Origin of the sequence: Zafaria cholistanensis, from assembly GCF_008580665.1 — a bacterium.
GTDB classification, from domain to species: Bacteria; Actinomycetota; Actinomycetes; order Actinomycetales; family Micrococcaceae; genus Zafaria; species Zafaria cholistanensis.
Genome location: NZ_BKDJ01000007.1, coordinates 131,035 through 154,798, shown reverse-complemented (window position 1 = coordinate 154,798; position 23,764 = coordinate 131,035). Strand labels below are relative to the sequence as shown.

Below are 23,764 nucleotides of genomic sequence, written 5' to 3'. Positions count from 1 at the left end.
CCGTGGCCAATTCCCCCTCCGGCGACTCCGTGCTGGACCGGCTGGTGAGGATCCTGGATGCGTTCGACGCAGGCACGCCCTCGCTCACGGTCAGCGCGCTGGCCCGGCGCGCCGACGTGCCCCGGGCCAGCGCCTACCGGCTGGTGGAGGAGCTGCTCCGGCACGGGCTGCTGGCGCGCGAGGGCGGCGAGGTCCGGCTGGGCCTGCGGCTGTGGGAACTGGCCAACCGGGCCTCGTCCACGCTGGACCTCAGGCGGGTGGCGATGCCGTTCATGGAGGACGTCAACCAGGTGGTGCGGCAGAACACCCAACTGGCCGTGCTGCACGACGACGAGGTGCTGGTGCTTGAGCGACTGTCCCGGCCCGGATCCGTGGCCAACCAGGCGTATGTGGCCGGGCGCATGCCGGTCCACCTGACCTCGATGGGACTGGCCCTGCTGGCCTTTTCCCCCGCCCCGGCCCTGGAGGGGTACCTGGAACGGCACGGGGAGAGGATGCGTTCGGCCCACCCGGACCTGCGCCGCGAGCTGGCGCACATCCGGCGGACCGGGTACGCGTCCCTGGAGGGATTCATCGACACTGACACCACCGGCGTCTCGGTGCCGGTGCTGGACCGGCGCGGGCACGCGCTGGCGGTCCTGGCCGTGGTGGTCCCGCGCGGATCGAACCTGCTGCGCCCCGCAGTCATGGCCCTGCGCACCGCGGCACGCGGCATCTCCCGCGGGCTCGGCGAAATTCCCCCCGACTAGGCCGGCCCCTGCCGGCGGAGGATCCGCTGGAGGCACAGTCGGCTGGAGGCGCGCGGAATCAGCGTCGGAAGCGGGGGTCCCAGGGCCAGCGGCAAAGGCCCGAAGCTATGCTTCGGAGGCGCGGGGACCTATGCTGAACGCCCACAGGCATCCATCGCAGCGCCGGAGGCGATCCCCTTGACCAACCGTGCCGGATCCCCAACCTGTCCCGGGAACACAGGGCCATGAGAAACCTCAGGAAGGCCGGCCCTCCTCCGTCCGGCGTCGTCGTCATCACGGGGGCCTCCAGCGGCATCGGGCGGGTAACGGCCCACGCATTCGCCCGGCAGGGCGCCCGCCTTGTCCTGGCGGCGCGCAGCGCGTCGAGCCTGGACGAGGCGGTGGCGGAGTGCCGCCGCCTGGGCGCCGAGGCGCTGGCCGTCCCCACCGACGTCACCGACGAAGAGCAGGTGCAGGCGCTGGTCAGGGCCGCCATCGCGGAGTTCGGGGGCATCGACGTGTGGGTGGGGAACGCCTCCGTCTTCGGATACGGGGCCTTCGAGCACACCCCGGCGGAGGTGTTCCGGCAGATCATCGAGACCAACCTGATGGGCCAGACCTACGGCGTGCGGGCCGTCCTGCCCCATTTCAGGGCACGGGGCGCCGGGACGCTGGTACTGGTCGGATCGGTCTACTCCAAGGTCTCCTCCCCGTATGTCTCCGCCTACATAGCCAGCAAGCACGCGCTGCTCGGCTTTGCGGAGGCGGTACGCCAGGAACTGGCCGACGCCAAAGAGATCAACCTTTGCCTGGTCCTGCCGGCCACGGCCGATACCCCGATCTACCAGCACGCCGCGAACCACACCGGCCGGCGGGTGCATCCGCTGCCGCCGGTGGTTTCGCCCGTCCGCGTCGCACGGACGATCGTGCGCCTGGTGGAACGTCCCCAGCGGGTCGCCGTGGTGGGCAAGGTCCAGGGAAGCCTCATCCCCGTCCATGCGCACATGGCCGGACTGTACGACCGCTTCATTGTCCCCACCATGAACGCCCTGGCTCTGCGCAAGGGCCGCGTCGAACCCCACGACGGGACACTCTTCGCGCCCGATCCCCCCAGCAATGCCGTGACGGGGGGATGGCGCAGGAGGCACCGGTAAAGCCCCGGACCGCAACTGCCGTCCGCGGCTAGCGGAACCCTTCGCGCTGCGTTTCCTCGTCGGCCACCCGGACGCCGTAGTGGTAGGCGAGTTTGCCGCCCAGCCACCCGGAAGCGCCGATCAGGCCGAGAGCCACGATGCTCAGGATGAACGCGAAGACGCTGAACTCCTGGTCCCGGACCGCATCCAGGCGCACGAAGAATCCCACGGCAAACAGGGCGACGGCGACGAGGTTGAGCGCCATGTGGACCAGCCCCGTGCGGCGCGCCTTCGTGCCGCGCTGCAGGAGCGAAAGGTCGTGCAGTCCCAGCACTGCCGCACCCAGCGCCCCGATGATGCCGATCCCGATCAGCCAGAGGGCTCCGCGGCCAAAAACGCCGGGATCATCGGACAGAAGCGCCGCCACGTCGAAGACGAAGCTCGAGACCCAGGCACCGATGGGAACCGTGACCATCACGGCATGGAAGGGATGTCCGTAGGGACCGGCCAAGACCGTCCGCGGCCGCTTGGACCGCATGTGCGCCGACAGCTCTTCCATGACTCCTCCAACAGGTCGTTCCAGCGGTGTCCTCGCATGGTCTCCCCAAAGCCGGCCATTTGGAAGACCGCGCGCCGGCCGGCAGGGAACGCCGCCGGCGCACGGCCTAGGCGCCGTGCGTCTTGCGCAGGTCGGCCTTGCGGATCTTGCCGCTGGCGGTGCGTGGAAGGTCCTCGACGAAGACCACGGTCTTGGGGATCTTGTACTTGGCCAACCGCGTGGAGAGGTGTTCGATGAGGATGTTCCCGTCGAGGCCGCCGCCCTGGGCGGGAACCACGATCGCCCGCGGCACCTCGCCCCACTTTTCGTCGGGGATGCCGATGACGGCCACCGCGGAGACGGAGTCGAGCTCCATGATGGCCTGCTCCACCTCCGCCGGGTAGATGTTCTCCCCGCCGGAGATGATCATGTCCTTGAGCCGGTCGGAGATGTAGAGGAACCCCTCGTCATCGACGTACCCCATGTCCCCGGAACGGAACCACGAGCCGTCGGCGAAGGACTGCTCCGTGGCCTCGGGCCGCTGCCAGTAGGCGGGGATCACGTTGGGCCCGGAGATCTGGATTTCCCCCACCGCACCCGCCGGCTGCGGCTCGCCCGCCGCATCCACGATGCGGATGTCGGTGAAGAAGTGCGGCAGGCCGGCGGACCCGGCCTTCTCGCGGGAGCGGTCCTGCTGCAGGGAGGTGGCCCCGGGAGCGGTTTCGGTCATGCCGTAGCCGCCGGAGAAGGCCAGCCCGCGCTCCTCGTAGGCGTCCATGACGCGAGCGGGAACGGCGGAGCCGCCGCAGGTGAGCTTGCGCAGGGAGGAGATGTCGGTGGACATCCAGGACGGGTGCTCCGCGAGCATCTGGTACGTGGTGGGGACCCCCGAGAGGCTGGTAACCCGGTGGTGCTCGATCGCGGCCAGGACCGCGGAGGGTTCGAAGCGGTCCTGCAGCACCAGCTTGCCGCCCTTGAGCAGGGTCGGCAGGGCACCCATGCCCAGGGACGCTACGTGGAACATCGGCGCGATCAGCAGCGCCACCTCGTCGCTGGCGATGTCGTAGTCGACCAGCACGTTGATGGAGTTCCAGGTCATGTTGCCGTGGGTGAGCAGCGCACCCTTGGGGTTGCCGGTGGTGCCGGAGGTGTACAGGATGATCGCCGGGTCCTCGAGCGTGACGTCGATGTCCCGGTGCTCCGCCGGCGCGGACGCGAGCGCGGCCTCGTAGGATTCGGCGGGCGAGTCCATCCCGCCGCCGTCGTGCACCACCAGGCGGCGCACGACGCCGGTGCCGCGGCTGCCGCTCTCGGCGAGCGGCTCCAGCAGCCCGGAACCCACCAGCACGGTGCTCCCGGAGTCGTTGAGCGCGTACTGGATCTCGCGCGGGGCCAGGCGCGTGTTCAGGGGCACGAACAGGGCCCCGAGGAGCCCGCATGCGAACAGCGTCTCCAGGTAGGCGGGGTGGTTATTGCCCAGGTAGGCCACGCGGGTGCCCCTGCCGACGCCGCGTTCGGCCAGGGCATTGGACAAGCGGTCAATCCGCTCCGCAAGGACGTCGTAGGTCAGTTCAGAGTCGCCGTGGATGACGGCGGTCTTGCCCGCCGACTTGACGCGGCGCTTGTGGATCCAGGATCCCAATCCTGCGTTGCGCATTCTTCGCTTGCCTTTCCTGCTGCTCGTCAATGGTTTGGGGTGGGGCTGCGGGAAGGGTGCGGGGCCCCGCGCCCCGCACCCTGGTGCCTAGGCGTAGAAGCGGGCCAGGAACTCGGCCACGACGGCCGGGCGTTCCTCCCCCTCGATCTCGATGGTGTTGCTGGTCTTGATCTGCACGCCGCCCTTGACCTCGGTGACCTCGGCGATGGTGGAGCGCATCCGGATCTTGGAGCCGACCTTCACGGGGTTGGTGAAGCGGACGCGGTCCAGCCCGTAGTTGACCTTGGTCTTGACGCCCTCGACGTCGAACAGTTCGCTCCACAGCGGGATGATCAGCGACAGGCTCAGGAAGCCGTGGGCGATTGGGGCGCCGAAGGGGCCGTCCTTGGCGCGCTCGGGGTCGGTGTGGATCCACTGGTGGTCATTCGTGGCGTCGGCAAAGGTGTTGATCTGTTCCTGCGTGATCTCGAGGTAGTCGGTATAGCCGAGGTCCTTGCCGGCCAGACCGGGAAGCTCTTCGAAGGTGACGACGGTGTTGCTCATGGGGGTGGTCCTCTTTCTTGGTGTGGTGTGTGGGACGTTGTGGCCGGGCCGGAAGGCACGGGCGGGCGGAAGGTGCTCAGCTGGCGGGAAGTGCCGGGCTGGCGGAGGGTGCCGGGCTAGCGGAAGGCTCCGAGCCCGGTGATGGAGCGCCCCACGATCAGCGCGTTGATCTCGTGGGTGCCCTCGTAGGAGTAGACGGCCTCGGCGTCGGCGTGGAACCGGGCCACGTCGTGGTCCAGCAGGATGCCGTTACCGCCGCAGACCTCGCGCGCCAGGGCGGCGGTCTCACGGTACATGCGGGCGGTGAACATCTTGGCCATCGCCGAATTCTCGTCCCGGTAGATTCCGGCTTCCTGCTGCTGCGTCAGGCGCACCACCACGGCCAGGGCCGCGGTGACGTTGGAGAGCATGTGCGCCAGCTTCTCCTGGATGAGCTGGAACGCCGCCAGCGGCTTGCCGAACTGCCGGCGCTCCAGCACGTACCTGAGCGCCGCCTCATAGGCCCCGGCCGCGCCACCGGCGGCGATCCAGGCCACGTCCGAGCGCATGTTGCGCAGGCACCCGGCGACGTCGGCGAACGAGTTGATGTTCTGCAGCCGCGCCGATTCGGGGACCCGCACGCCAGACAGTTCGATGTCGGCGTTCTGCATGATCCGCAGGCTGGTTTTGCGCTCGATTTTGGTCAGCTTCACCCCGGCCGCCTCCCGCGGAACCAGGAAGCACTTGACCTGGTTGTCGGCGGTGTCGCGGGCAAAGACCGCCAGGACGTCGGCCAGGAAGGCCCCGCCGATCCAGCGCTTGGCCCCGTCGATGGTCCAGTGGCCCCCTTCCTGCCCGTCCTCGCCCGCGGCCGGTTCGAAGGTGGCGGTGGTGGCCAGCCCCCCGGCAATGTCCGAGCCGTGGTCGGGTTCGGTGAGGGCGAAGACCCCGGTGACATCGAAGGAACGGATCCGCGGATCCAGCTCGGCGACCTGCCCGGCGCTTCCTCCCAGGTTCACGGTGGTGCGGAACAGCCCCGCCTGGGCGTTGTACCAGGTGACGGTGGAGGTGTCGACGCGGCCGATCTCGAAGTTCCGGAACCCCCCGTACAGACCGCTGGGCGCCTGCCCGGCCTCGCGGACCTCCACCGGATCCATCAGGTCCAGGTCCACGAACGGGGCGATGATCTGCTCGGGAAACTCGCCCCGCTCCCAATACTCGGCCAGGAGGGGGCGCACGTGCGTATCCAAAACGGCCCGCAGCCGGGTCAGTGCGGAGCGTTCGGCCTCGGTGAGCAGCTGCGCGAACCCGTAGACGTCCGAGGGGTAGAACCCTTCCATGGCGTTGTCGCCCACGTCACCATCCCGGCCGCGGCTCACGCCCGGGCCCCCTCGGCCGCCTCGGCCGCCTTGGCCGCCTTGGCTTCCTCGACTGCAGCGTCCAGCGCGGGGACCTCCAGGCCCAGCACGCGCAGGGCGTTGCCCTTGAGGATGAGCGGGCGCACCTCGTCCTTCAACGGCAGCCCGGCAAAGGCCTCAAGCCACTTGTCCGGAGTGATCAGCGGGAAGTCGGTTCCGAAGAGCAGCTTGGAGGAGAGCACGTTGTTGCCCAGCTTCACCAGCGAGGCCGGGAAGTACTTCGGGCTCCATCCGGACAGGTCGATGAACACGTTGGCCTTATGCGTGGCGATGGAGTTGGCCTCGTCCTGCCACGGCACGGAAGGGTGGGCCATGATGACCGTCAGGCCCGGGAAATCCGCGGCGACGTCGTCGAGCAGCATCGGGTTGGAGTAGCGCAGCTTGATCCCGCGCCCGCCGGGCAGCCCGGCGCCCATGCCGTTCTGGCCGGTGTGGAACACGCAGGGCAGGCCCAGTTCCTCCAGCGCCTCCCACAACGGGTAGAAGGCCTCCCCGGAGGGGTCGAAGCCCTGCAGCGACGGGTGGAATTTGAACCCGCGCACGCCCAACTCCAGCGCCTGCCGCCGGGCCTGGGCGATCGCCTCCCCGCCGGTGCGCGGATCGACGCTGCCGAACGGGATCAGGACGTCATTGTTGCGCGCGGCCCCGGCGACCAGGTCCTCGATGGAGTTGGGCAGGTGGCCCAGCGCCGTGCGCGCGTCCACGGTGAAGACGACGGCGGCCATGGAGCGTTCGCGGTAGACCTCGGCGATGCGGTCCATGGACGGGGTGCGTTCCTCGGCCTTGAAATACTTCGCCGAGGCGTCGAAGAGGTCGTCGGGCATGGCACGGTGGCCGCAGTTGTCCACCTCCAGGTGGACATGCATGTCAATGGCCGTCAGCGCGGCCACGTCCAGCGCGGGTTCGTAGCGGGTGGACATTGCCGGGCCGCCTACTTCGCCACGGGTTCCGGCTGCAGCTCCGCGGGAAGCTCCGGGAGGCTCTCGCCCACGGACTGCAGCTTGCCCGAGAACGGGAAGCCGGCCTGCAGCGCCGCGTGGTCCCAGCCGCCGTCGTGGTATGCGGACTCAATGGCCTCCGGGTGGCTCCACAGCTGCAGGCGGTCCCCGCCGGCGCCGATGGCCTGGCCGGTGATCCCGGCCGCCTCGTCGGAGGCGAGGAACGCGACCAGCCCGGAGACGTCGCCGGCCGTGCCGAAGCCGAGCTCCTTGCGGAAGAACTCCGGCATGGGCTCGCCGCGGTCTTCGGCCTCGACGGCCTTGGTGAAGTACGGCACGGTGCGGGTCATGGCGGTGGCGGCGACCGGGATGACGGCATTGGCGGTCACGCCGGCGCGCTTCATCTCCAGCGCCCAGGTCCGGACCATGGCCACGATGCCGGCCTTCGCGGCGGCGTAGTTGGTCTGGCCGAAGTTGCCGCGCTGTCCCGTGGGGGAACCGATGGCGATGATGCGCCCGGGGATCCCGTTCTCCTTGAAGTAGGCGAAGGCCTCGCGGACGCAGGTGAAGGTGCCGCGCAGGTGGACGTTGATGACGGTGTCGAAGTCCTCGTCCGTCATCTTCAGCAGGGACTTGTCCCGCAGCACGCCGGCGTTGGTGACCAGGATGTCCAGGCCGCCGAAGGTGTCCACGGCGGCGCGGACCAGCTGCCGGGCGACCTCGGTGGTGCCCACCGGGGCGACGACGGCGGTCGCCCGCCCGCCGGCTGCGGTGATCGCGGCCACGGCCTCCCCGGCGACGGTGGCGTCGACGTCGTTGACGACCACGGCCGCACCCTGGCGGGCGAGTTCCTGCGCGTAGGCCAGGCCGAGGCCGCGGCCACTGCCGGTGACGATGGCGACTTTTCCTGCGAGTGACATGGGGTGGCTCCTTCTGCCCGGCCTTGCCCGGCGTTCGGTTTCGTGCGAATCTGGCGTTAAATACATGGCAACTTATATTCTTGAAAAAGTCAACGATTAAGTTCCACATCAACATGCGTGGAAGGAGGGGGCATGGCCCCCGATGAGAAGAACACTGCGGTCCTCGAGGAGCATGGCCGGCTCCTGGCCAGCGACCTGGCCGGAGAGATCGAGTTCCTCACGGCCCGGACCCGTTCGATTGGCTCCCTCTTGGCGAACCGGGAGCTGGCCCCTCTAAACCTGAAGGTCCGCTCCTACTCCGTCCTGTCCCTGGCCTGCGGGCCCACGCCACCCACCCAGCGCGAACTCGCCGGGTTCCTCAGCCTGGACCCCAGCCAGATCGTGGCCCTGGTGGACCAGCTGGAGAAGCGCGGGCTGGTGCTGCGCGCCCCGGACCCGCAGGACCGGCGTTCCAAGATCATCCGCGCCACCGGCGAGGGCGTGGCCGTGTACCGCCAGGCGCGCGAGGCGACGCACCGCGCGGAGGATGCCGCGCTCGGTTCGCTCTCCCCCGCCGAGCGGGACGAGCTGCGCCGCCTGCTCACCAAGGCCGCCTTCCCGGGCGGAGAGGGCTGACCTAGGTTTGATTGCAGGAAACCGCCCGCGTGCAGCCCAAGAGGGCGGCCGCACCCGGGCGGTTTGGAGGTCAGCCGGGGATGCCGGCCGTGGAATTACAGTTCCAGTTTGATCGGCCCGCCCTTGCTCCGGGATACGCAGATCATCATGACCTCCGACTCCTCGCGCTCCTTGGCGCTGAGAATCGCATCGCGGTGGTCGGGCCGCCCCGCCAGAACGAACGTCTCGCAGGTACCGCAGGTTCCACCGCGGCACGAGGACGGAACGGGAACCCCTGCCGCGCTGACCACTTCCAGGATCGATTCCCCGGGAAGGACCTCCAGCGTCAGCCCCGACTCGGAGAGCTCGACGCTGAAGGGCTCGTCCGACGCGGCGCTGACGATGTTTTCGTTCACGAACCTCTCGGCCCGCAGGTCCCGGCCGTACCGGTCGGCGGCCTCCTGCAGGGCATCCAGGAGCCGGCCCGGCCCGCAGGCGTATATCACCGCCTGCCCCGCGTTGCGCACGATCTCGCGTACCTCCATCCGCCGGCCCTGATCGGCGGGATACAGGAAGGTGCGCCCCGCGTGCGGTTCCAGTTCGCGCGTGAACGCCATCGTCTCGATCGACCGTCCGGCGTAGTGCAGTTGCCAGTCGATCCCCTGTTCCTGCGCCCGGGCGATCATGGGCAGGATCGGGGTGATGCCGATTCCACCGGCTACGAAGACCAGCGGAGCTCCGGGACCGAGCTCGAACAGGTTTCGCGGGCTCGATACCCGCGTCAGGGTGCCGGGAAACAGGGCGTCGTGGATGTGCCGGCTGCCGCCCCCGCCGTCCGGCTCACGCAGCACGGCGATCCGGTACTCGGTGTCCCTGGACGGATCGCCGCACAGCGAGTACTGCCGCACCACTTCCCCCCGGCCGGGAACTTCCATGTGCAGGTCGATGTGGGCGCCCGGAGTCCAGGCGGGAAGGGACGCCCGCATCGGGTCGGCCAGCACCAGTGAGATGACCCCGTCGGACTCCAAGTTTCTGGCTACGACCTGCAGGGTGAGCATGGTTGGATCAGACACTGTGGGACACCGCCTCCCCGGCAACGGGGCGCTCCGTCCGGTAGGTGACAAGCTTGGCCTGCTGGATCAGCTCGTACACCTGCGTCCGGAGCCGCGCGAACTCCGGAAGGGCCCGGGTGGAGAGCTGGTCACGCTCGTCGGGCAGGCCGATCCGCACTTCCTCCATGATGAACGTGGGAGCACTGGACAGGACCAGCACCCGCTGGCCCAGGTAGACGGACTCGTCAATGTCATGGGTGACGAAAAGGACAGTCACGCCCAGGCGCTGCCAGAGGTCCCGCACCAGGTCTTCGAGTTCCGCCCGGGTCTGGGCATCGACCGCAGCGAAGGGTTCGTCCATGACCAGGATCTTTGGCCTGTAGGCGATGGCCCTGGCGATAGCCACGCGCTGCTGCATGCCGCCGGACAACTGCCAGGGGTACGCCTTCGTGGACGAAGAGAGCCCGACGGCTCCAAGGGCCTCGGTGACGGCCGTCCTGCGTTCACCCGCGGGGAGACCCTTCGCCTTGAGCGGCAGTTCGACGTTGTCGTAGACGGTCATCCACGGGTACAGGCTGCGGCTGTATTCCTGCAGCACCACGGCCATGCCTTCCGGCGGGCCCTCGACCTTCTTCCCTTCCAGCACGACCTGCCCCGACGTGGGGGCAAGCAGTCCCGAAAGGCAGCGGAGGAAGGTGGTTTTTCCTGCGCCCGACGGTCCCACGATGCAGATCAGTTCGTTGCGGGCAACAGTGAAGTCGAGATTTCCAATGGCTTCCACCGCTCCGGCACCGGCACCATAGACCTTGCGAAGCGATTCCACCGACAGGATCGGATGTTTTTCGACGTGTTGCATCTTTCGGTTACCTTTCCTGGGACTGCATGCCGAGATACCAGCGCAGGCAGCGCTTCTCAACAAGCTTGAAAATGGCGTTGGCCGCGACGCCGATGATGCCGAGCAGGATGATCCCGCTCCACATTTCCTTGAGTTGGAACAGCCGCTGGAACTGGACGATGTTGTAGCCAAGACCGTTGCTCGCCGCGAACATCTCGCTGATGACCATCATGATCAGGCCGATTGCCAGGGACTGCCTGGCCCCGACGAAGATCTTCGGGGCAGCGGAGGGAATGGTTACGTTCAAAAGCCGCTGTCTCCGCCGCAGCGAATACGACCGGGCCGTGTCAATCTGGACCCCATCGATGCCGCGGACACCTTCCACCGTGTTGATGAGGATCGGCCACACGCACCCGAAGGCGATCACGCTGATTTTCATGCCGTCGCCGATGCCGGCGATCAGCATCATGATCGGCACCAGGACCGGCGGCGGGATGGCCCGGAAAAATTCGAAGACCGGTTCAACGGCCAGGCGCAGCCGCCGCACCGATCCGACCACGAGGCCAACCGCGATCCCGATGGCCAGGGCGCAGAGATAGCCCAGTGCGAGCCGGACCAGGCTGGGCAACACGTCCTCCGTCATGCGTCCATCGAGCCAGGCCTTTGGGAAGACCCGGGCAATGGCCAGCGGCGAGGGCCAGTAGAGGCTCTCCGTCAGTTCCGCCAGGAGTGTCCACAGCGCCAGGATGACCGCGGGAACGGCCAGCGTCACGAACAACCAGGCGGATAGCTTGCCCGTTTTCATTTCACGCTCCCTCCGAGCGAACCGATGCGTGCCAGAACAGGACCCTGTGCTCGATGTGGCGGGTACCCACGTTGACCAGCACCCCGAGCAGGGCCGCCACCAGGACCAGCGCGTACATGGTTGAGGTGGCCACTGAGGATTGAGCGATGACAATGAGCTTTCCGATGCCCGGAGACCCGATCACGAGTTCTCCGGTGATCTCCAGGATGAGCGCGACGGCCGCCGCCAGGCGGATGCCGATGACGACGTAGGGCATGATGCTGGGCCACACGACCCGGCGCACCGTCCAGAACGTCCCCAGCCGGTAGGTGCGCGCGGTGTCCAGCGCTACCCGGTCGATGTCCCGCACCCCGTACATGACCTGGACCAGGACCTGCCAGAAGCTGGCGAAGACCACCAGCAACAGGGTCGCCTGCATGGTGGTGCCGAAGAGCAATGCGGCAATCGGCACCAGTGCCACCGACGGAATGGGACGCAGGAACTCGATGGTCGAGGAGAGCATCCGGTTCACAAGGGGGATGCTGGCCACGACCACGCCGCCCACCACGCCCAAAACCGACGCGATGGCCAGCCCGAGCAGCCAGCCCAGGATCGTTGAACCCAGGGCCGTCCAAAAGCCTGCGTCCGTCAGCTGCCCGCCGAGCGCTGCCAGGACATCGGACAGCGGCGGAACGTACCGGGAGTTGATCAGTCCGAACCGGGGAATTATCTCGAAGAGCGCCAGCAGGGTTCCGATGCCCAGCATCCCCCACAGCAGCGGTTCCCGGCGGGAACCTTTCCCGGGCTGCTTCCTGGCCTGCACCGGGGCCGTCGTCATCGTCCGCCGCCGGGGTGTCCGTCTGCGCCGGCCATCGCTGCAAGATACGTGGCAGCCGTTTCGCAGAGGATGGCGATGGCGATGGCCCCCGGATCGGGGTGTCCCAGCGCCCGCCGGCCCAGGTAGCTGCTCCGCCCCAGGCCGGTAACCATGGTCCCGGTGGCCTCCGCACCGTGGCGTGCGGCTTGTGCCGCCGCGGCCACGGCTTCGGGGTCCCCGGCGGCCCCGTTCAGGGCCTCCACGGCGGGAACGAGCGCGTCAACCATGGTGCGGTCCCCGACCTGGGCGCCGCCGAGTTCCTGGATCAGGGCCGTACCGATTTCCAGGCCCCTGCCCCAATCCTCCGGCTGCGGCGCCTCCGGGTTGCGGCCGATACCTTCGGCCATCCCCAGGGCCAACAGGCTGTAGAGCGGACCGGAGGTCCCGCCCACCACCCTGCGGATCGCCTCCGAAAGACCCCGGAAGTAGCCAGGCAGGCTGTTGCCTGCCGCCAGTTCCTCCCCGCAGGACAGGATGGTCCGGGCACCGCGGGCCAGGTTTGTCCCCAGGTCCCCGTCCCCCACCGCACGGTCAAGCGCCGTGAGGCGGTCCTCCTCCTCGATCAGGCGCCGGCAGAGCAGCGCCACGAATTCGTGGGCGGCCGCCACGGCGGCCGGGGTCTCGTTCCGCACCCTTCCCTCGTGCTGCGGGGCCTCCGGAAGGTCTCCCCCATGGTCCGGGACGCCGTTTGGGTGTCCCGGTGCGCCGAAGCCCGGGACAGCAGCCGGCTCCAGAAGCAGGGACCGCGACGCGTCGTCCAGTGCGGCCAGCGTGACGGAGACTCCCGGCATCTCCAGGGACGTCATGAACGCCCCGGTCCAGAGCAGTTCGGGTGAGAGTCCCCGGGCACGCACGGCCTGGATGACGTTGCCGGCAAAGATGCGCAACTCCAGGTCGGGGGTTCCGCCCAGGCCGTTGACGAGGACGGCGACCCCGGCCCCTTCCGCAAGTCCCCGGTCGACGGCGATCGATTCCACCAGAGCGGCGGCGAGCTCACGGGAGCCGGGGAGGGGGCCCCGATTTCGGCCGGCCTCGCCGTGGATGCCCAGGCCCCACTCGATTTCATCCCGCCCCAGCAGGAAGTTCGGCTCCTGCCGTCCCGGCGAGTGGCACGGGCCCAGCGCGACCCCCATGGTGCCCACCCCGGGCAGGAAGCCCCTGAGCGCCGCAACGATCCCGGCCAGGCCGGCGCCCTGCTCCGCCAATGCCCCGGCCAGCTTGTGGACCAATACCGTTCCGGCCAGGCCGCGCCGGCCCGCCCGGGACCCGTCACCGAGCGCGACGTCGTCGGCCACGACCACCATGTCGATGTCGATGCCATCCGCCCGGGCCATTTCCATGGCAATCCCAAAGTTCAGCCTGTCACCGGTGTAGTTCTTGACGATCAGGAGGACCCCGGCATCCGCCGCCACGGCCTTGATGGCCGAATACACGTGGTCTGCCGACGGCGAGGTGAAGACCGGGCCGAGCACTGCGCCGTCGAGCATTCCGGGGCCGACATAGCCGGCGTGGGCCGGCTCGTGCCCGGAACCGCCTCCCGAAATCACTGCGACTTTCCCCGGATCCTTCCGGAACCCCGGAGCCCGCAGCACTACCGGTTCACGGCGCAGGCGGCTCAGGCCGTGCCCGGCGGCGACCAGCCCATCGATGTAGTCGTCAATGACTTCTTCTGCCGCGTTGATGATCTTCTTCATGTCCGCACCGAACGCCTACTGCTTGTTCAGGAACGCGGTTACGGCCTCGGTGGCCTCGTCCGGGTTTTCGAGGGACTCGGCAGCGGCGGCCAGGTCGGCGATTACCCGGATGTCTTCGGTGGTGAGCCCCCACTTGAAGCTGGTGAGGGTCATGGAATCAATCAGGGCCGGATCGATCTTGGTGAAGTTTCCCAATTCGGCCCGGACCGCCTCCGGATTGGCATCGGCATAGGCAAACGACTTTTCCAGGGCCCGCACGAAGGCCTGGACGAATTCGGGATCCGTTTCCGTCATCTTGGTGGAGGTGAAGTAGGTGGCCCCGACGAAGTTGGGGGCGGCATCGACATACAGGCTGGCAATGTTCTTGGCGCCGTCGCCTTCAATGACGCCGAGGAACGGTTCCGAGGTGGACGCGGCATCGATCCGCCCCGACTCGAGTGCGGCGCCCATGTCGGCCAAGGGCATTTCCAGGAACGTGACCTTCTTCGGGTCCCCGCCAGCCTTCCTGATGGAGGCCCAGAGGCTTACCTCGTGCAGGCCGCGCAGTGCGTTGACCGCAACTTTCTTGCCTTCCAGCCCGGCGGCGTTTTCGATGCCGCTCTCCGGCAGCACCAGCACCCCGCCGTGGTCCTCCCCCTCGACGCCCGTCGAGCGCCCGCCCACCGCGACGGCCTGGATGGGAAGACCCTGGCCGGCGGCCTGCACCATGTTCACGGAGCCGCCGTAGAGCATGTCGAACTGTCCGTTCAGCAGGGACGGGATCATGGCCGCGCTGCCCTGGCCGAACTCGATGTTGAGCTTCAGGCCCTCCTCCTCGAAGTACCCCTGCTTCTCCCCCACGTAGAGTGCTGCCACGTCAACGACCGGAACGGCCCCGATATTCACTTCCCGCAGTCCGCCGCTGGCAGCGCCGCCAGCCTGGTCCCCGCTGCCGGTGGCAGGCGAGCAGGCGGTCACCGCCAGGGCCACCGCGCCGAGGGCGAACATCAACTTGGGCAGTCGTTTCATCTGTTGTCTCCTTGAAGTGCGTGCGTATCAAAAACTGTTTCCAGGGCGGGCCTCAAGCCACGCTGCGCCCGATCCGCAGGGGCAGCGACTCGAACCCGCGCAGCCAGTTCGAGAGGAAAGGGACCGGCTCGCCGGCCAGTTCCAGGACGTCCGCCCGCTCGGCCAGGACCGTCAGCAGGGTGATCGCCTCCATTCGCGCCATCATCTGTCCGACGCAACCGTGGACTCCGGTTCCGAAGGCCAGGTGTCCCGAGGTGTCCCTCGAAATATCGAACTCCTCCGGGCGGTCCCAGAAACGGGGATCGTGGTTTGCCGCGGAGAGCATCAGCAGGATCTTCTCGCCGGCTCCAATGGCCGTTTCGCCGATCCGGGTTTCGCAGGCGGTGGTTCGGCCGATGTAAGGGCTGGGGGCGTAACAGCGCAGCGACTCCTCAAAAACGGCCTTGGCCAGTCCCGGATCCTGCTTCAGCGCAGCCCATGCCCCGGGGTTCTCCGCGAGTGCCTTCAGCGCGAACTGGATGCCAAAGATGGTCGTGTCAACACCCGCAGACAGGAAGGTACGCACGAGCATCGCGGCGTCCTCTTCGCTGATGTCGCCGGAATCGGCAAAGGCGTAGATGTCCCGGCCCAGACCGCCCGGGGCCAGCGCTTCACGCCTGATCTGCCAATCCACATAGGGAACCGCCGACTTCGATTCCTCCACCGCCGCCCAGTAGAACTCGTTCCGGGGCCCCTGGGCCTGGAAGTTCAGGTTCGAATACGGCAGCAGGTTCTCCCGCCCCTCGGGACTGAAGCCAATCGCGTCGGGCAGGACGGCCAGGGGAAAAGCCTCGGCGAGCTGCTTGGCACCGTCGATCGAGCCCTGGGCCAGGGCCCGGTCGACGATTTCCACTGCAGTGTCCCGGAATCCGTCGCGCAGCCGGCGGACCACCCGCTGGCTGAGCACCGATGCCATGACCCGCCGGTACCTGGCGTGGTCCGGCGGGTCGTTCTCCAGGATGACGCTGGGCTTGCGCCAGTTGGCTTCCTTCTTGATGTTTGTCAGGCCGGTCCCGGAGGAGGATTCGAAGGTCGCGTAGTCGCGAAAGACCTGCTCCACCACGGCATGGCGCCCGGTAGCCCAGATCCCGTGTTTTTCCAGCCACACGACGTCGCCCGCCTCGCGCACTGTCCGGTCCACCTCGGCCGGATGCAGCAGGCCCTCCCGCGAGAAGGGATCAATTTCCAACACAATGCGTCCGTCTAACTCCGTTGAACCCCGCATGGACCCTCCTTGATCCTGGACATTTCCCCTGTAACCCCCGACACAGGACAGGGTGATGTGGGTTACACCTAAACTGATTTACATATAAACTAGATTTCGGACACCCCGTCAAGGGTTGTTCGGAAAGAGCCCTCCGGCGGGGCGGCAACGGGGCCGAACACGAGCCGGACGCCGGCCCCGGCCCTCGCGTATCGTGGTTTCGGGACCGGGCACCGCTCGTCCCCCCGGCCGATAAAGAACAACCGATTCCCACCCAAGCGAATTAGGTGCGATGTCCAATCCAACTGCTTCGACCCCGCAGCACGTCGACGACGAGGGGCGTGTGACCGACCGGCTTCCCGACAGGATCGACCGCGACTCCTACACGCCCGCCCTCGTCGGACTCGTATCCAACATGCTCGTCTGGGGCGGCTCCCGGGTCTTCAACCACCTGTTTGGAGTCGGCACCAACGAATGGCGGATCATTAGCGCACTGGGCAACCATCCGGGCTCATCCGCAAGCGAGCTCTGCGAGGTCCTGGGCATCAACAAATCGATCGCCTCGATATCGATCAATACCCTTATGGAGCGGCGCCTGATAACCGGCAAGGACGGGAAGCGGGGCTCCCGCCTCCTCTTCCTTACCCAAGCCGGCGCCGAGATGCACGCTCAGATGATGCCGGTCGCCATGGAACGCCAGCGCATCCTCCATCGCCGCCTGGAGCCTGAGGAAATCCGGGTCCTCAACAATGCCTTGCGGAAGATGCTGGATGCCAAGGAGGACCTCATCCGGTATGAAGCGGAGGTGCTCGCCTCCACTCCGCGGACGGATCCCCCGGAAGGGGATGAGTCCGCGGGGGCTTAGTCCGCGGAGCGGCACGGGCCCACCGCGCCGGCGCTCCCTGCGCGCGGTTCGGCGCCCCTGCCCCAGCCCGGTATGCCGCACGGGCAAAAGTCCGCCGGACTCCGCGGTCGGCGGGTGGGTGCCGGGGCCTGTCCCCTGGTCGAAGGCCGCGGCCAGCTGCCGGTCCAGTTCCAGGATCACCTCGGGGTTGCAGCCGGCCTTGGGGCCCGGGGTGTAGCGGACGTGGTCCAGCTCCAACGCTCGCTGGACACGGAGCTGCTGATCCGCAGCCGGTCCAAGCGGGCCTTTCCCACCGCCGCCGGGCTCGACTTCGCCGCCCACGCCCGGGGCGTGCCGGCCCGCCTGGCCGAACATTTCACGCTCCGCTTCCCGGACGTGGACCTGAGCTTCCGGGAGGGCACGCCGGCGGAAATCCAGGATGGCGTACGCCGCGGCCAGTTGGACCTGGCGCTCGCCTGCGAGCTCCAGGCGGACCCGGACCCTGAGGCCCTGCGGCTGGCGGAGATCGCCCTGCATGTGATGCTGCCAGCCGCCCACCGCCTGGCCTCCAGCCCCGTGATCCACCTGCGCGACATCATCGCAGAGCCTGCGGTCGTCCTGGACATCCCCCGACGGTCGAACGGCTCACCTCGATCATCGCGGACCTGGGCTTGCGGCTGGACGTGCGATGGCGCAGCAGCAACATGGAGACCACCCGTTCCATGGTCGCGCGCGGATTGGGCTGTTCGCTGGTCCACAGCATCCCCGCCACGGGGGCGACGTTCGATGGGCGCGAGGTCGCGTACCGACCCGTGGCCGACCCGGTGCGCGGCAACGCGATCGTGGGCATTATGGCGGCCGGGCACCGGCCCTCCCGGCGCGTGCGCGAGGCGCTGGATGTGGTGCGCGCATCCCGAACGCCGGCGGTCCGCCGGCGCGGAAGGGCGACGACGCCGCAGCCTCCGACGTCGTCGCCCCGGCCCCCTTCCGCCTCCGGCGGGCCGGTTCAGTCCCCCGAACCGGCCAGGGCCGCCGCCTGGGCCCGGTACCGCTCAAAGGCCAGGGCGCGTTCCCGGGCGCCTTCCGGATCGACCGAGGGGTCGGCAAAGGAATCCAGGATGGTGCGGAAGTGCCGCTCGATCCCGTCCCGCGTTTCCGGGTAAGGCAGGATGTACACCGCGTCCTCCTCGATGCCGCGCTTGACGTGCTCGGCCAGCACAAGCGGATCCATGCCGCCGCTGTAGAGCTGGTCCTGCAACGCGATGAATTCCGGGTCCGCCCGGAAGCCCGAATTCGCGGCCAGGTGGGCCGGCCGGGTCTGCTGGGCGTAGGCGATGTTGGATTTGATGCTGGCCGGGCACAGCACCGACGCCCCGATGCCGTGGGCCGGCAGGGAAAGCGCGTAGCTTTCCATCAGGTTGATCACCGCCGCCTTGCTGGCCGAGTAGATCGCCGCAGTGGGGCTTCCCTCGAAGCCGGCCATGGAGGCGGTACTGACGATGTGCCCGTCGCGCCCGCTGGCGATCATACGGGGCAGGAACGTTTGGATGCCGTTGATGACGCCCTGGAGGTTGACGCCCATCACCCAGTCGAAATCCTCATAGGTGGCTGCGGTGAGAGGCCCGAAGCTGTTCACGCCCGCGGTGTTGAAGAGCAGTTGCGGCGCCGAGCCGAAGACCGCCTCGACCTCGTCCGCAGCGGCCGCGTAGGCTGTCCGGTCCGTGATGTCGAGTTCGATCCCGTGCGCCTCGATCCCCTCGGAGCGCAGCAGTTCCAGCGCCTCATCGATGGCGGAACGGCGGATGTCGGCAATGACGATGCGGCATCCGGCACGCCCGAACACCCGGGCCTGTCCCAGGCCGGCCCCCGACGCGCCACCGGTGATAAAGGCGATCTTGCCCGCAAATTCCCTCATTTCCCCTCCTCCCGTCCCAGGGGAATGATGCCCAGGTCGTGCAGCAGGCTGGCCTTGTTCCATGAGGCCCATTCCTCGACGATCCTGCCGTCCGCGAACCTGCACATGACGAGGCCGCGGGCGAGAACCGCCTGCCGGGTGGCCCGGACCCCCAGGTAGTCACCCAAGTGGGTGCCGCGGGCCTCCCACCGGTAGGCGGCGCGGTCCCCCTGCACCATCACGTCGCTGTGGGTGCGCGCCAAATCGGGGAAGCCGCGATAGAGCCGGGTGAGGCCCTCCCGCAACTGGTCGCGGTTGTAGTCCGCCTTGTCGCCGTGGCGGACGAAGCCGGGGGCGTAGTAGGTGTCCAGGGCCTTGAGGGCAGCCTCATGCCCCTGGTGGGACAGGGCCCGCAGGAGCAGGTCGTGGTTGAGCTGCTCCTGCTCGAGCTGCTCTGTGGACGCGGTGATGGGCATGCTGGGAGCTCCTTCGTCGATTCGCTGCAAGGGTGTTCTAGCCGGCCGGGACAAGCTGTGTGCCGTCGAAAAAACCGCCGCCCTGGTAGACCAGGGGCGCCTTGCCCGAGGATTGGGCGTCGATCACCCTGCCGATGAAGATCGTGTGGGTGAATGCCGGAATCTTGTACTTGACCTCGAGTTCGAAGTGGCCGGCGACGCCGTCGAGCACCGGGACCCCGCGCTCGCTGGGCGTCCAGTCCAGCTGCGCAAACTTGTCCCCGCCGGACACGGCAAAGGCGCCGGCCACCGGCCGCTGGTCGGCGGCCAGGATATTGACCCCGAGGTAGTCGCTGTCGAACACCGCAGGGTAGGAACGGGAGGATTCGTTGACGCATACCAGCACCAGCGGCGGGTCCAGCGAGATGGAGGAGAACGCGTTGACGGCCAGTCCATAGGGGACGCCGTCCACGGCGGCCGTAACCACGGTGACGCCTGTGGGATACTGCCGGTGGACGGCCCGTACGCGGGCTGCGAGCTCCTGCACGGGATCCTGCACGGTCTCCTGCAGGGATGCCGCCGCCGGGGTGCCGGTGGTGCTGGCTGCAGTGCTTGTGCTCATGATGCCTCCTGGGCCGTGGTGCTGCCGATGGCGTCGCCGTGGGCGGGGAAATCGGATTGGATGCGGTGGTGGCGCTCGGCGGCCTGGAGGCGCCACTCGCCGTGGGTGGGAATATAGAGGCGGCGGTCGCCGATGGCGTCGACCACAAGCTCGCCGACCTGTTCGGGGTCCAGGAACCGGAAGTTCTTCCCGTTTCCGGAGATGTCCACGTCGAACAGGGCCCCATTCGAAGTGGCGGGCCGGTGCCTCAGGCTCGCTGCGATGTTGGTGCGCACCGGACCGGGGATCAGCACGCTGGCCGAAACCACCGATTCCGCCGCGGCGAGTTCAGCGGCCAGCACCTCGGTCAGGCCCATTACGGCTGCCTTGGAGGCGACATACGCGCCCAGCTTGGGGGGCGGGGCCAGCACTGACATCGAGGAGGTATTGACGATGTGTCCCCAGTCGGTGTTGCGCTCCAGCAGCGGCAGGAAGGCATCCACCCCATGGATCACGCCCCACAGGTTCACCTCCAACATCCACCGCCAGTCCTCAAGGGTCAGCTGGTTCATCGGGGCCATCGGACCTACACCGGCGTTGTTGCACACCAAATGCACCGCACCGAATTCGGCCATGGTGCGCTCGGCGAGCGCAGCGACGCTGTCCGCGTCGGTGACGTCGGTGGCCACGCCCAGCACGCCCAGTTCGTCCTCGGCCCGGTCCAGGGCGGCCTGGTCGATGTCGGCGACCACGACGTTCATGCCGCGGGCCACCAGCGTGGAGGCGATGCCGCGCCCGATACCCGAGGCTCCCCCCGTCACGACCGCCGTCGCGCCGGCGAGATCGTCCCTCCGTGTCATTGTTGTGTGTCCCTTCCTTCGGTGTATCCCTTAGCGCAGCTCATAGCGCTTCAGCTTTCGGTAGATCGTGGCCCGGGAGATGCCCAGCTTTTCGGCCGCAAGCTCCCGGTTGCCCCCGGATTCGCGCAGCGCCACCATCAGCGTTTGCCGTTCGACCCGTTCCATTTCCCCCAGGGGGCGCGAGGCCGCCGCGTTGCTGTAGCGGGCAGGCAGGTCGGTGAGGCCAATCTCCCGTCCCATGGCCCGGATGCGTGAGGTGGCCAGGACCTGGCGCAGCTGCCGCACGTTGCCGGGCCAGTCGTTGGATACCAGGGCGGCGACCGCCTTGGGGGCGATGCTGCTGCGCTGGCCGTCGGCCGCGTCGAGCGCGGCCAGGAGGCCGCGGCAGAGTGCCGAAAATTCATCGGCGCGGTCCCGCAGGGGCGGAATCTCCAGCGCGGCGGGAAAGCACTCGCGCAAAAAGACCGTGGGACTGTCCTCGCCGTGCTGCTCGCTGGTGGTGCCAACGAGGGGGCCGGTCGCCGCATTGACCAGGTTCGCGACGCGGGGCACCAGCTCCGCCGGAATCTCCTCCAGGTGCGTCAGCAGCACCGGGGCGCCCCGGTCCCCCAGCGCGCGGCTCAACCGGGCAAACCATTCATCCGGGGCCAGGTGCGCTTGGGCGGCGTCGGCCTCCACCACCGTTGCCGGCGCGCACAGCTCGGTGAGCACGTCATGGGCGATGTGCCGTTTGCCGCTGCCCCGTTCGCCGCTGAAGAGTACCGCCTGGCCGCCGCCGAGCGCCCGCCGTGCCTGCGCCCGGAAGTCCTCCCGCACCGCTCCGCCCTCGCTGAACGGCAGGGCGTAGAGGCTGGAGGCGTCCGCCGCCTGTTCGGGCCTGAGGGTCAGCACCGCTGCGAACCGTCCGGCCGAGTGCTCCAGTGGGGTGATGGTGATCGTGGCACCGGTTCCGTTGGCAAGGCGGCGGCGCGTCGAGCGTTCCTGCCCGCGCAGGCACGCCTCCTCGGCCAGGCGGCGCAGGATGTGGTGGTCGTTCTCGCCCAGCAGCGCCTGGGCCTGGAAGTTGGCGACCCAATGGTTCTTGGTGATGCCCACGATCGCGCCGCGAAACCGCCGCTGCATGCGCAGGTAGTGGTCAAAGAACACGCGCTCCTCATCGGCGCGGCTGGCCAGCAACTGCGCTTCGATCGAGCGTCCGATCTCCGCCACGAGCTGGAGCAGCGCGGCGGAACCGTACTCGCGGCGGCAGTGCACCCCCAGGGTGCCGACAAAGCGCTTGGTGTAGGGGTCGCGGATGTTGACCCCGGTCGTGGTGAGGATCTCGGAATCGAAACGGAAGTGTTCGGTGCCCGAGATGATGGAAGGGCGTTGCTCCTCCTGGGCGCAGGCGATGCCGTTGGTGCCGATCAGGTCCTCGGCGAAGCACAACCCGGGGCGGAGGTCTTTCTGGCGCAGCCGCACCGCCTGGGGAGAGTCGCCCACCACAACGGTCAGCAGCCTGGAGGCACGGTCCGTCAGGAACCCCCAGGAACTGAGGTCGGAGATCTGGTCTTCGAGCCGGTTCATGATCGGCTGTGCGGCTTGGGCCAGCCGGCTTTGGGCGACGAAGCCGGGATCGTGGGGAATCGCGGTGGCGTGCGGGTCCACCCCGGAGAGCATGGAGCGTTTCCAGGACCGCACCACCTCGGGACGGACTTGGGGATAGTCGCTTTCCCGAATGGACCGCGGGTCGCGGGCCAGCACCTCAAGCTTGGCGGCGCGGATCGCGTCCCATTCCGCGATGCCGGCAGGCACCGCGGGGTTCAACGTGTCCATCGGGATGTTCCTCTCTGTTGGAGCGGGTGGCAGCGGCCATGACGGCCGTGCGGGCGGGGCGTTGCCGCGGTCCCGCCCGCACGGCCGTTCGGGCGCCTGCCGGGCCTAGACGGCCAGGCTGACCTTTTGGCCGTTGAGGCTGCGGGCCTTGGGCATGACCTCGCGGGAGAAGAGCTCCAGGCTGGCACGGGCCTGGTCGTAGGGCATCCCGCCGAAGCAGGGGGCCACAATGAGCTCGAAGTCGCCGAGGGTGTCGCGGATTTCCTCGATTTGCCCCAGGATGCGCTCCGGGTTGCCCCACAGTGCCGTTTCGGCGTACTTGTCCGCGGCACCCTGGAGGCCGGCGTCCTTGATGCGCTGGGCACCGTCGGCGTAACGCTCGTAGCCCTTGGTGGTGGCGAAGTGGTCCCCGGCCATCTCGTAGTGGTCGACGTTGGAGTGGAAGAACCGGGAGATGTACTCGAAATGGCGTTCCTGGGCCAGCGCGTCGTCCTCGTGGCAGTACATGTTCACGTTCAGGCAGATCGCCGGGGCCACCTCGCCGTGCTGGTTTTCGTACATTTCGCGGTAGGTGGTGAAGTTGCCCATCAGGTCCGGCACCGGACGCACGATGAAGGACATCAGGCGGGCTTTGAGGTTCACCGCGGAGACCAGGGAATCGGGCGAGCCGGCCACGCAGTAGCGGCGGTCCATGAAGGAGCCGCGCGGGCCCGGGCGCAGCTCGGTGCGCGGCTGCGGGTAGAACGGTCCGTCGCCTTCGATGACGCCGGATTCGACAGCCTCGAAGATCATCGCGGAGGCTTCGTCAAAACGTTCGCGGGTTTCCTCCAGGGGGATGCGGAAGGGCACATACTCCTTGCGGGAGAGCCCGCGCCCGACACCGAGCAGCAGGCGCCCCCGGGAAATGGTGTCGAGCATCAGTGCCTTCTCGGCCACCCGCAGCGGGTCGTTCCAAGGCACGATGATGGCGCCGGTGCCGAGCTTGATCTGCTCGGTGCGGCCGGCGACGTGGGCCAGCAGCAGCAGGTTGTCCGGGCACATGGAGTAGTCGCTGAAGTGGTGTTCGACAGCCCACACGCTGTCGTATCCCAGGCCCTCGGCGCGCACGGCGAGGTCGAGTTCGCCGTGGTACATCTCCTCATCGCTCAGGCCCTCTTCGAGCTTGCCGAAGCCCAGGTTGATACCGATGTTCAGCATGGTTTTCCCTTTCAGTGATTGGAATTTCTGGCTGTCGCCAACATCACCGGGTGATGTATTTGATATCACACTAGGCTTGCGCCCCCCGCCTTCCCGTCTCACTTTGAGACCGCCGGTTTCACTCCCCCGCCCTTCCCGGAAACGCCGTTGGCCCGCC

General features: G+C 68.1%; 23 protein-coding genes and 1 pseudogene. 5 read left to right on the top strand and 19 right to left on the bottom strand.

Going from position 1 to position 23,764, the window contains the following annotated elements; all coding sequences use genetic code 11:
* Positions 1-2 precede the first annotated feature (2 nt).
* Positions 3-749, top strand: coding sequence for an IclR family transcriptional regulator (locus NCCP_RS08460; RefSeq protein ID WP_149956801.1), 747 nt, complete (start codon positions 3-5; stop codon positions 747-749).
* Positions 750-973: 224 nt separating this feature from the next.
* The gene (locus NCCP_RS08455; RefSeq protein WP_149956800.1) at positions 974-1,882 is read left to right on the top strand and encodes an SDR family oxidoreductase; all 909 of its coding nucleotides are present in this window, start codon (positions 974-976) and stop codon (positions 1,880-1,882) included.
* Between the two features lie 28 nt (positions 1,883-1,910).
* Here NCCP_RS08455 and NCCP_RS08450 read toward each other — a convergent pair whose 3' ends face one another.
* From NCCP_RS08450 to NCCP_RS08425, 6 genes are all read right to left on the bottom strand, one after another.
* Positions 1,911-2,420 (bottom strand): DUF2231 domain-containing protein, encoded by a 510-nt coding sequence (locus NCCP_RS08450; RefSeq protein WP_149956799.1) that lies wholly within the window; start codon positions 2,418-2,420, stop codon positions 1,911-1,913.
* Positions 2,421-2,526: 106 nt separating this feature from the next.
* On the bottom strand, positions 2,527-4,056 hold the full coding sequence (locus tag NCCP_RS08445; RefSeq protein ID WP_149956798.1) for an acyl-CoA synthetase: 1,530 nt from the start codon (positions 4,054-4,056) through the stop codon (positions 2,527-2,529).
* Between the two features lie 87 nt (positions 4,057-4,143).
* The gene (locus NCCP_RS08440; RefSeq protein WP_149956797.1) at positions 4,144-4,599 is read right to left on the bottom strand and encodes a MaoC family dehydratase; all 456 of its coding nucleotides are present in this window, start codon (positions 4,597-4,599) and stop codon (positions 4,144-4,146) included.
* 116 nt (positions 4,600-4,715) lie between these two features.
* Positions 4,716-5,918: an acyl-CoA dehydrogenase family protein gene (locus tag NCCP_RS08435; RefSeq protein WP_149956838.1), complete on the bottom strand. Its 1,203-nt coding sequence runs from the start codon at positions 5,916-5,918 to the stop codon at positions 4,716-4,718.
* A gap of 35 nt (positions 5,919-5,953) precedes the next feature.
* Positions 5,954-6,916, bottom strand: a complete 963-nt coding sequence (locus NCCP_RS08430) for an amidohydrolase family protein (RefSeq protein WP_149956796.1) — start codon at positions 6,914-6,916, stop codon at positions 5,954-5,956.
* An 11-nt stretch (positions 6,917-6,927) separates the two neighbouring features.
* Positions 6,928-7,854, bottom strand: coding sequence for an SDR family NAD(P)-dependent oxidoreductase (locus NCCP_RS08425; RefSeq protein WP_149956795.1), 927 nt, complete (start codon positions 7,852-7,854; stop codon positions 6,928-6,930).
* A 132-nt stretch (positions 7,855-7,986) separates the two neighbouring features.
* On the opposite strand from NCCP_RS08425, the gene NCCP_RS08420 reads away from it, so the two are divergent.
* Positions 7,987-8,469: a MarR family winged helix-turn-helix transcriptional regulator gene (locus tag NCCP_RS08420; protein WP_149956794.1), complete on the top strand. Its 483-nt coding sequence runs from the start codon at positions 7,987-7,989 to the stop codon at positions 8,467-8,469.
* A 95-nt stretch (positions 8,470-8,564) separates the two neighbouring features.
* Here NCCP_RS08420 and NCCP_RS08415 read toward each other — a convergent pair whose 3' ends face one another.
* From NCCP_RS08415 to NCCP_RS08385, 7 genes are read right to left on the bottom strand one after another with little or no spacing between them, the layout of a single operon-like run.
* A complete protein-coding gene (locus NCCP_RS08415; RefSeq protein ID WP_216364684.1) occupies positions 8,565-9,521 on the bottom strand; it encodes a PDR/VanB family oxidoreductase in 957 nt (318 codons plus the stop codon).
* A complete protein-coding gene (locus NCCP_RS08410; RefSeq protein WP_149956793.1) occupies positions 9,514-10,356 on the bottom strand; it encodes an ABC transporter ATP-binding protein in 843 nt (280 codons plus the stop codon). Before NCCP_RS08410 ends, NCCP_RS08415 begins: the two co-directional genes overlap by 8 nt.
* A 7-nt stretch (positions 10,357-10,363) precedes the next feature.
* On the bottom strand, positions 10,364-11,140 hold the full coding sequence (locus NCCP_RS08405; protein ID WP_149956792.1) for an ABC transporter permease: 777 nt from the start codon (positions 11,138-11,140) through the stop codon (positions 10,364-10,366).
* Position 11,141: 1 nt separating this feature from the next.
* On the bottom strand, positions 11,142-11,957 hold the full coding sequence (locus NCCP_RS08400; RefSeq protein WP_225873758.1) for an ABC transporter permease: 816 nt from the start codon (positions 11,955-11,957) through the stop codon (positions 11,142-11,144).
* Complete coding sequence (locus tag NCCP_RS08395; protein ID WP_149956791.1) at positions 11,954-13,690, bottom strand: dihydroxyacetone kinase family protein; 1,737 nt, start codon at positions 13,688-13,690, stop codon at positions 11,954-11,956. Before NCCP_RS08395 ends, NCCP_RS08400 begins: the two co-directional genes overlap by 4 nt.
* Positions 13,691-13,705: 15 nt before the next feature.
* Complete coding sequence (locus NCCP_RS08390; protein WP_149956790.1) at positions 13,706-14,698, bottom strand: ABC transporter substrate-binding protein; 993 nt, start codon at positions 14,696-14,698, stop codon at positions 13,706-13,708.
* Between the two features lie 52 nt (positions 14,699-14,750).
* Complete coding sequence (locus NCCP_RS08385) at positions 14,751-15,929, bottom strand: cytochrome P450 (protein ID WP_172627342.1); 1,179 nt, start codon at positions 15,927-15,929, stop codon at positions 14,751-14,753.
* Positions 15,930-16,233: 304 nt separating this feature from the next.
* Here NCCP_RS08385 and NCCP_RS08380 point away from each other — a divergent pair, with 304 nt between their 5' ends.
* Positions 16,234-16,806: a MarR family winged helix-turn-helix transcriptional regulator gene (locus tag NCCP_RS08380; protein WP_149956788.1), complete on the top strand. Its 573-nt coding sequence runs from the start codon at positions 16,234-16,236 to the stop codon at positions 16,804-16,806.
* Between the two features lie 72 nt (positions 16,807-16,878).
* Positions 16,879-17,684: pseudogene (locus NCCP_RS15580) on the top strand (LysR substrate-binding domain-containing protein); the annotation flags it as partial.
* 107 nt (positions 17,685-17,791) lie between these two features.
* Here NCCP_RS15580 and NCCP_RS15265 read toward each other — a convergent pair.
* The 6 genes from NCCP_RS15265 to NCCP_RS08345 all read right to left on the bottom strand — a co-directional run bounded on the left by NCCP_RS15265 (position 17,792) and on the right by NCCP_RS08345 (position 23,607).
* Complete coding sequence (locus tag NCCP_RS15265) at positions 17,792-18,700, bottom strand: SDR family NAD(P)-dependent oxidoreductase (RefSeq protein ID WP_149956786.1); 909 nt, start codon at positions 18,698-18,700, stop codon at positions 17,792-17,794.
* Positions 18,697-19,155, bottom strand: a complete 459-nt coding sequence (locus NCCP_RS08365) for an ester cyclase (RefSeq protein WP_149956785.1) — start codon at positions 19,153-19,155, stop codon at positions 18,697-18,699. The genes NCCP_RS15265 and NCCP_RS08365 overlap by 4 nt, the downstream gene beginning before the upstream one ends.
* Before the next feature lie 37 nt (positions 19,156-19,192).
* On the bottom strand, positions 19,193-19,756 hold the full coding sequence (locus tag NCCP_RS08360; RefSeq protein WP_149956784.1) for a flavin reductase family protein: 564 nt from the start codon (positions 19,754-19,756) through the stop codon (positions 19,193-19,195).
* Entirely contained in the window at positions 19,753-20,595 is an 843-nt protein-coding gene (locus NCCP_RS08355; protein ID WP_149956783.1) for an SDR family NAD(P)-dependent oxidoreductase, read from the bottom strand. The genes NCCP_RS08360 and NCCP_RS08355 overlap by 4 nt, the downstream gene beginning before the upstream one ends.
* A 30-nt stretch (positions 20,596-20,625) precedes the next feature.
* Positions 20,626-22,410: a sigma-54-dependent Fis family transcriptional regulator gene (locus tag NCCP_RS08350; RefSeq protein WP_149956782.1), complete on the bottom strand. Its 1,785-nt coding sequence runs from the start codon at positions 22,408-22,410 to the stop codon at positions 20,626-20,628.
* A 105-nt stretch (positions 22,411-22,515) separates the two neighbouring features.
* The gene (locus tag NCCP_RS08345) at positions 22,516-23,607 is read right to left on the bottom strand and encodes an LLM class flavin-dependent oxidoreductase (protein ID WP_172627341.1); all 1,092 of its coding nucleotides are present in this window, start codon (positions 23,605-23,607) and stop codon (positions 22,516-22,518) included.
* Positions 23,608-23,764: the final 157 nt, after the last annotated feature.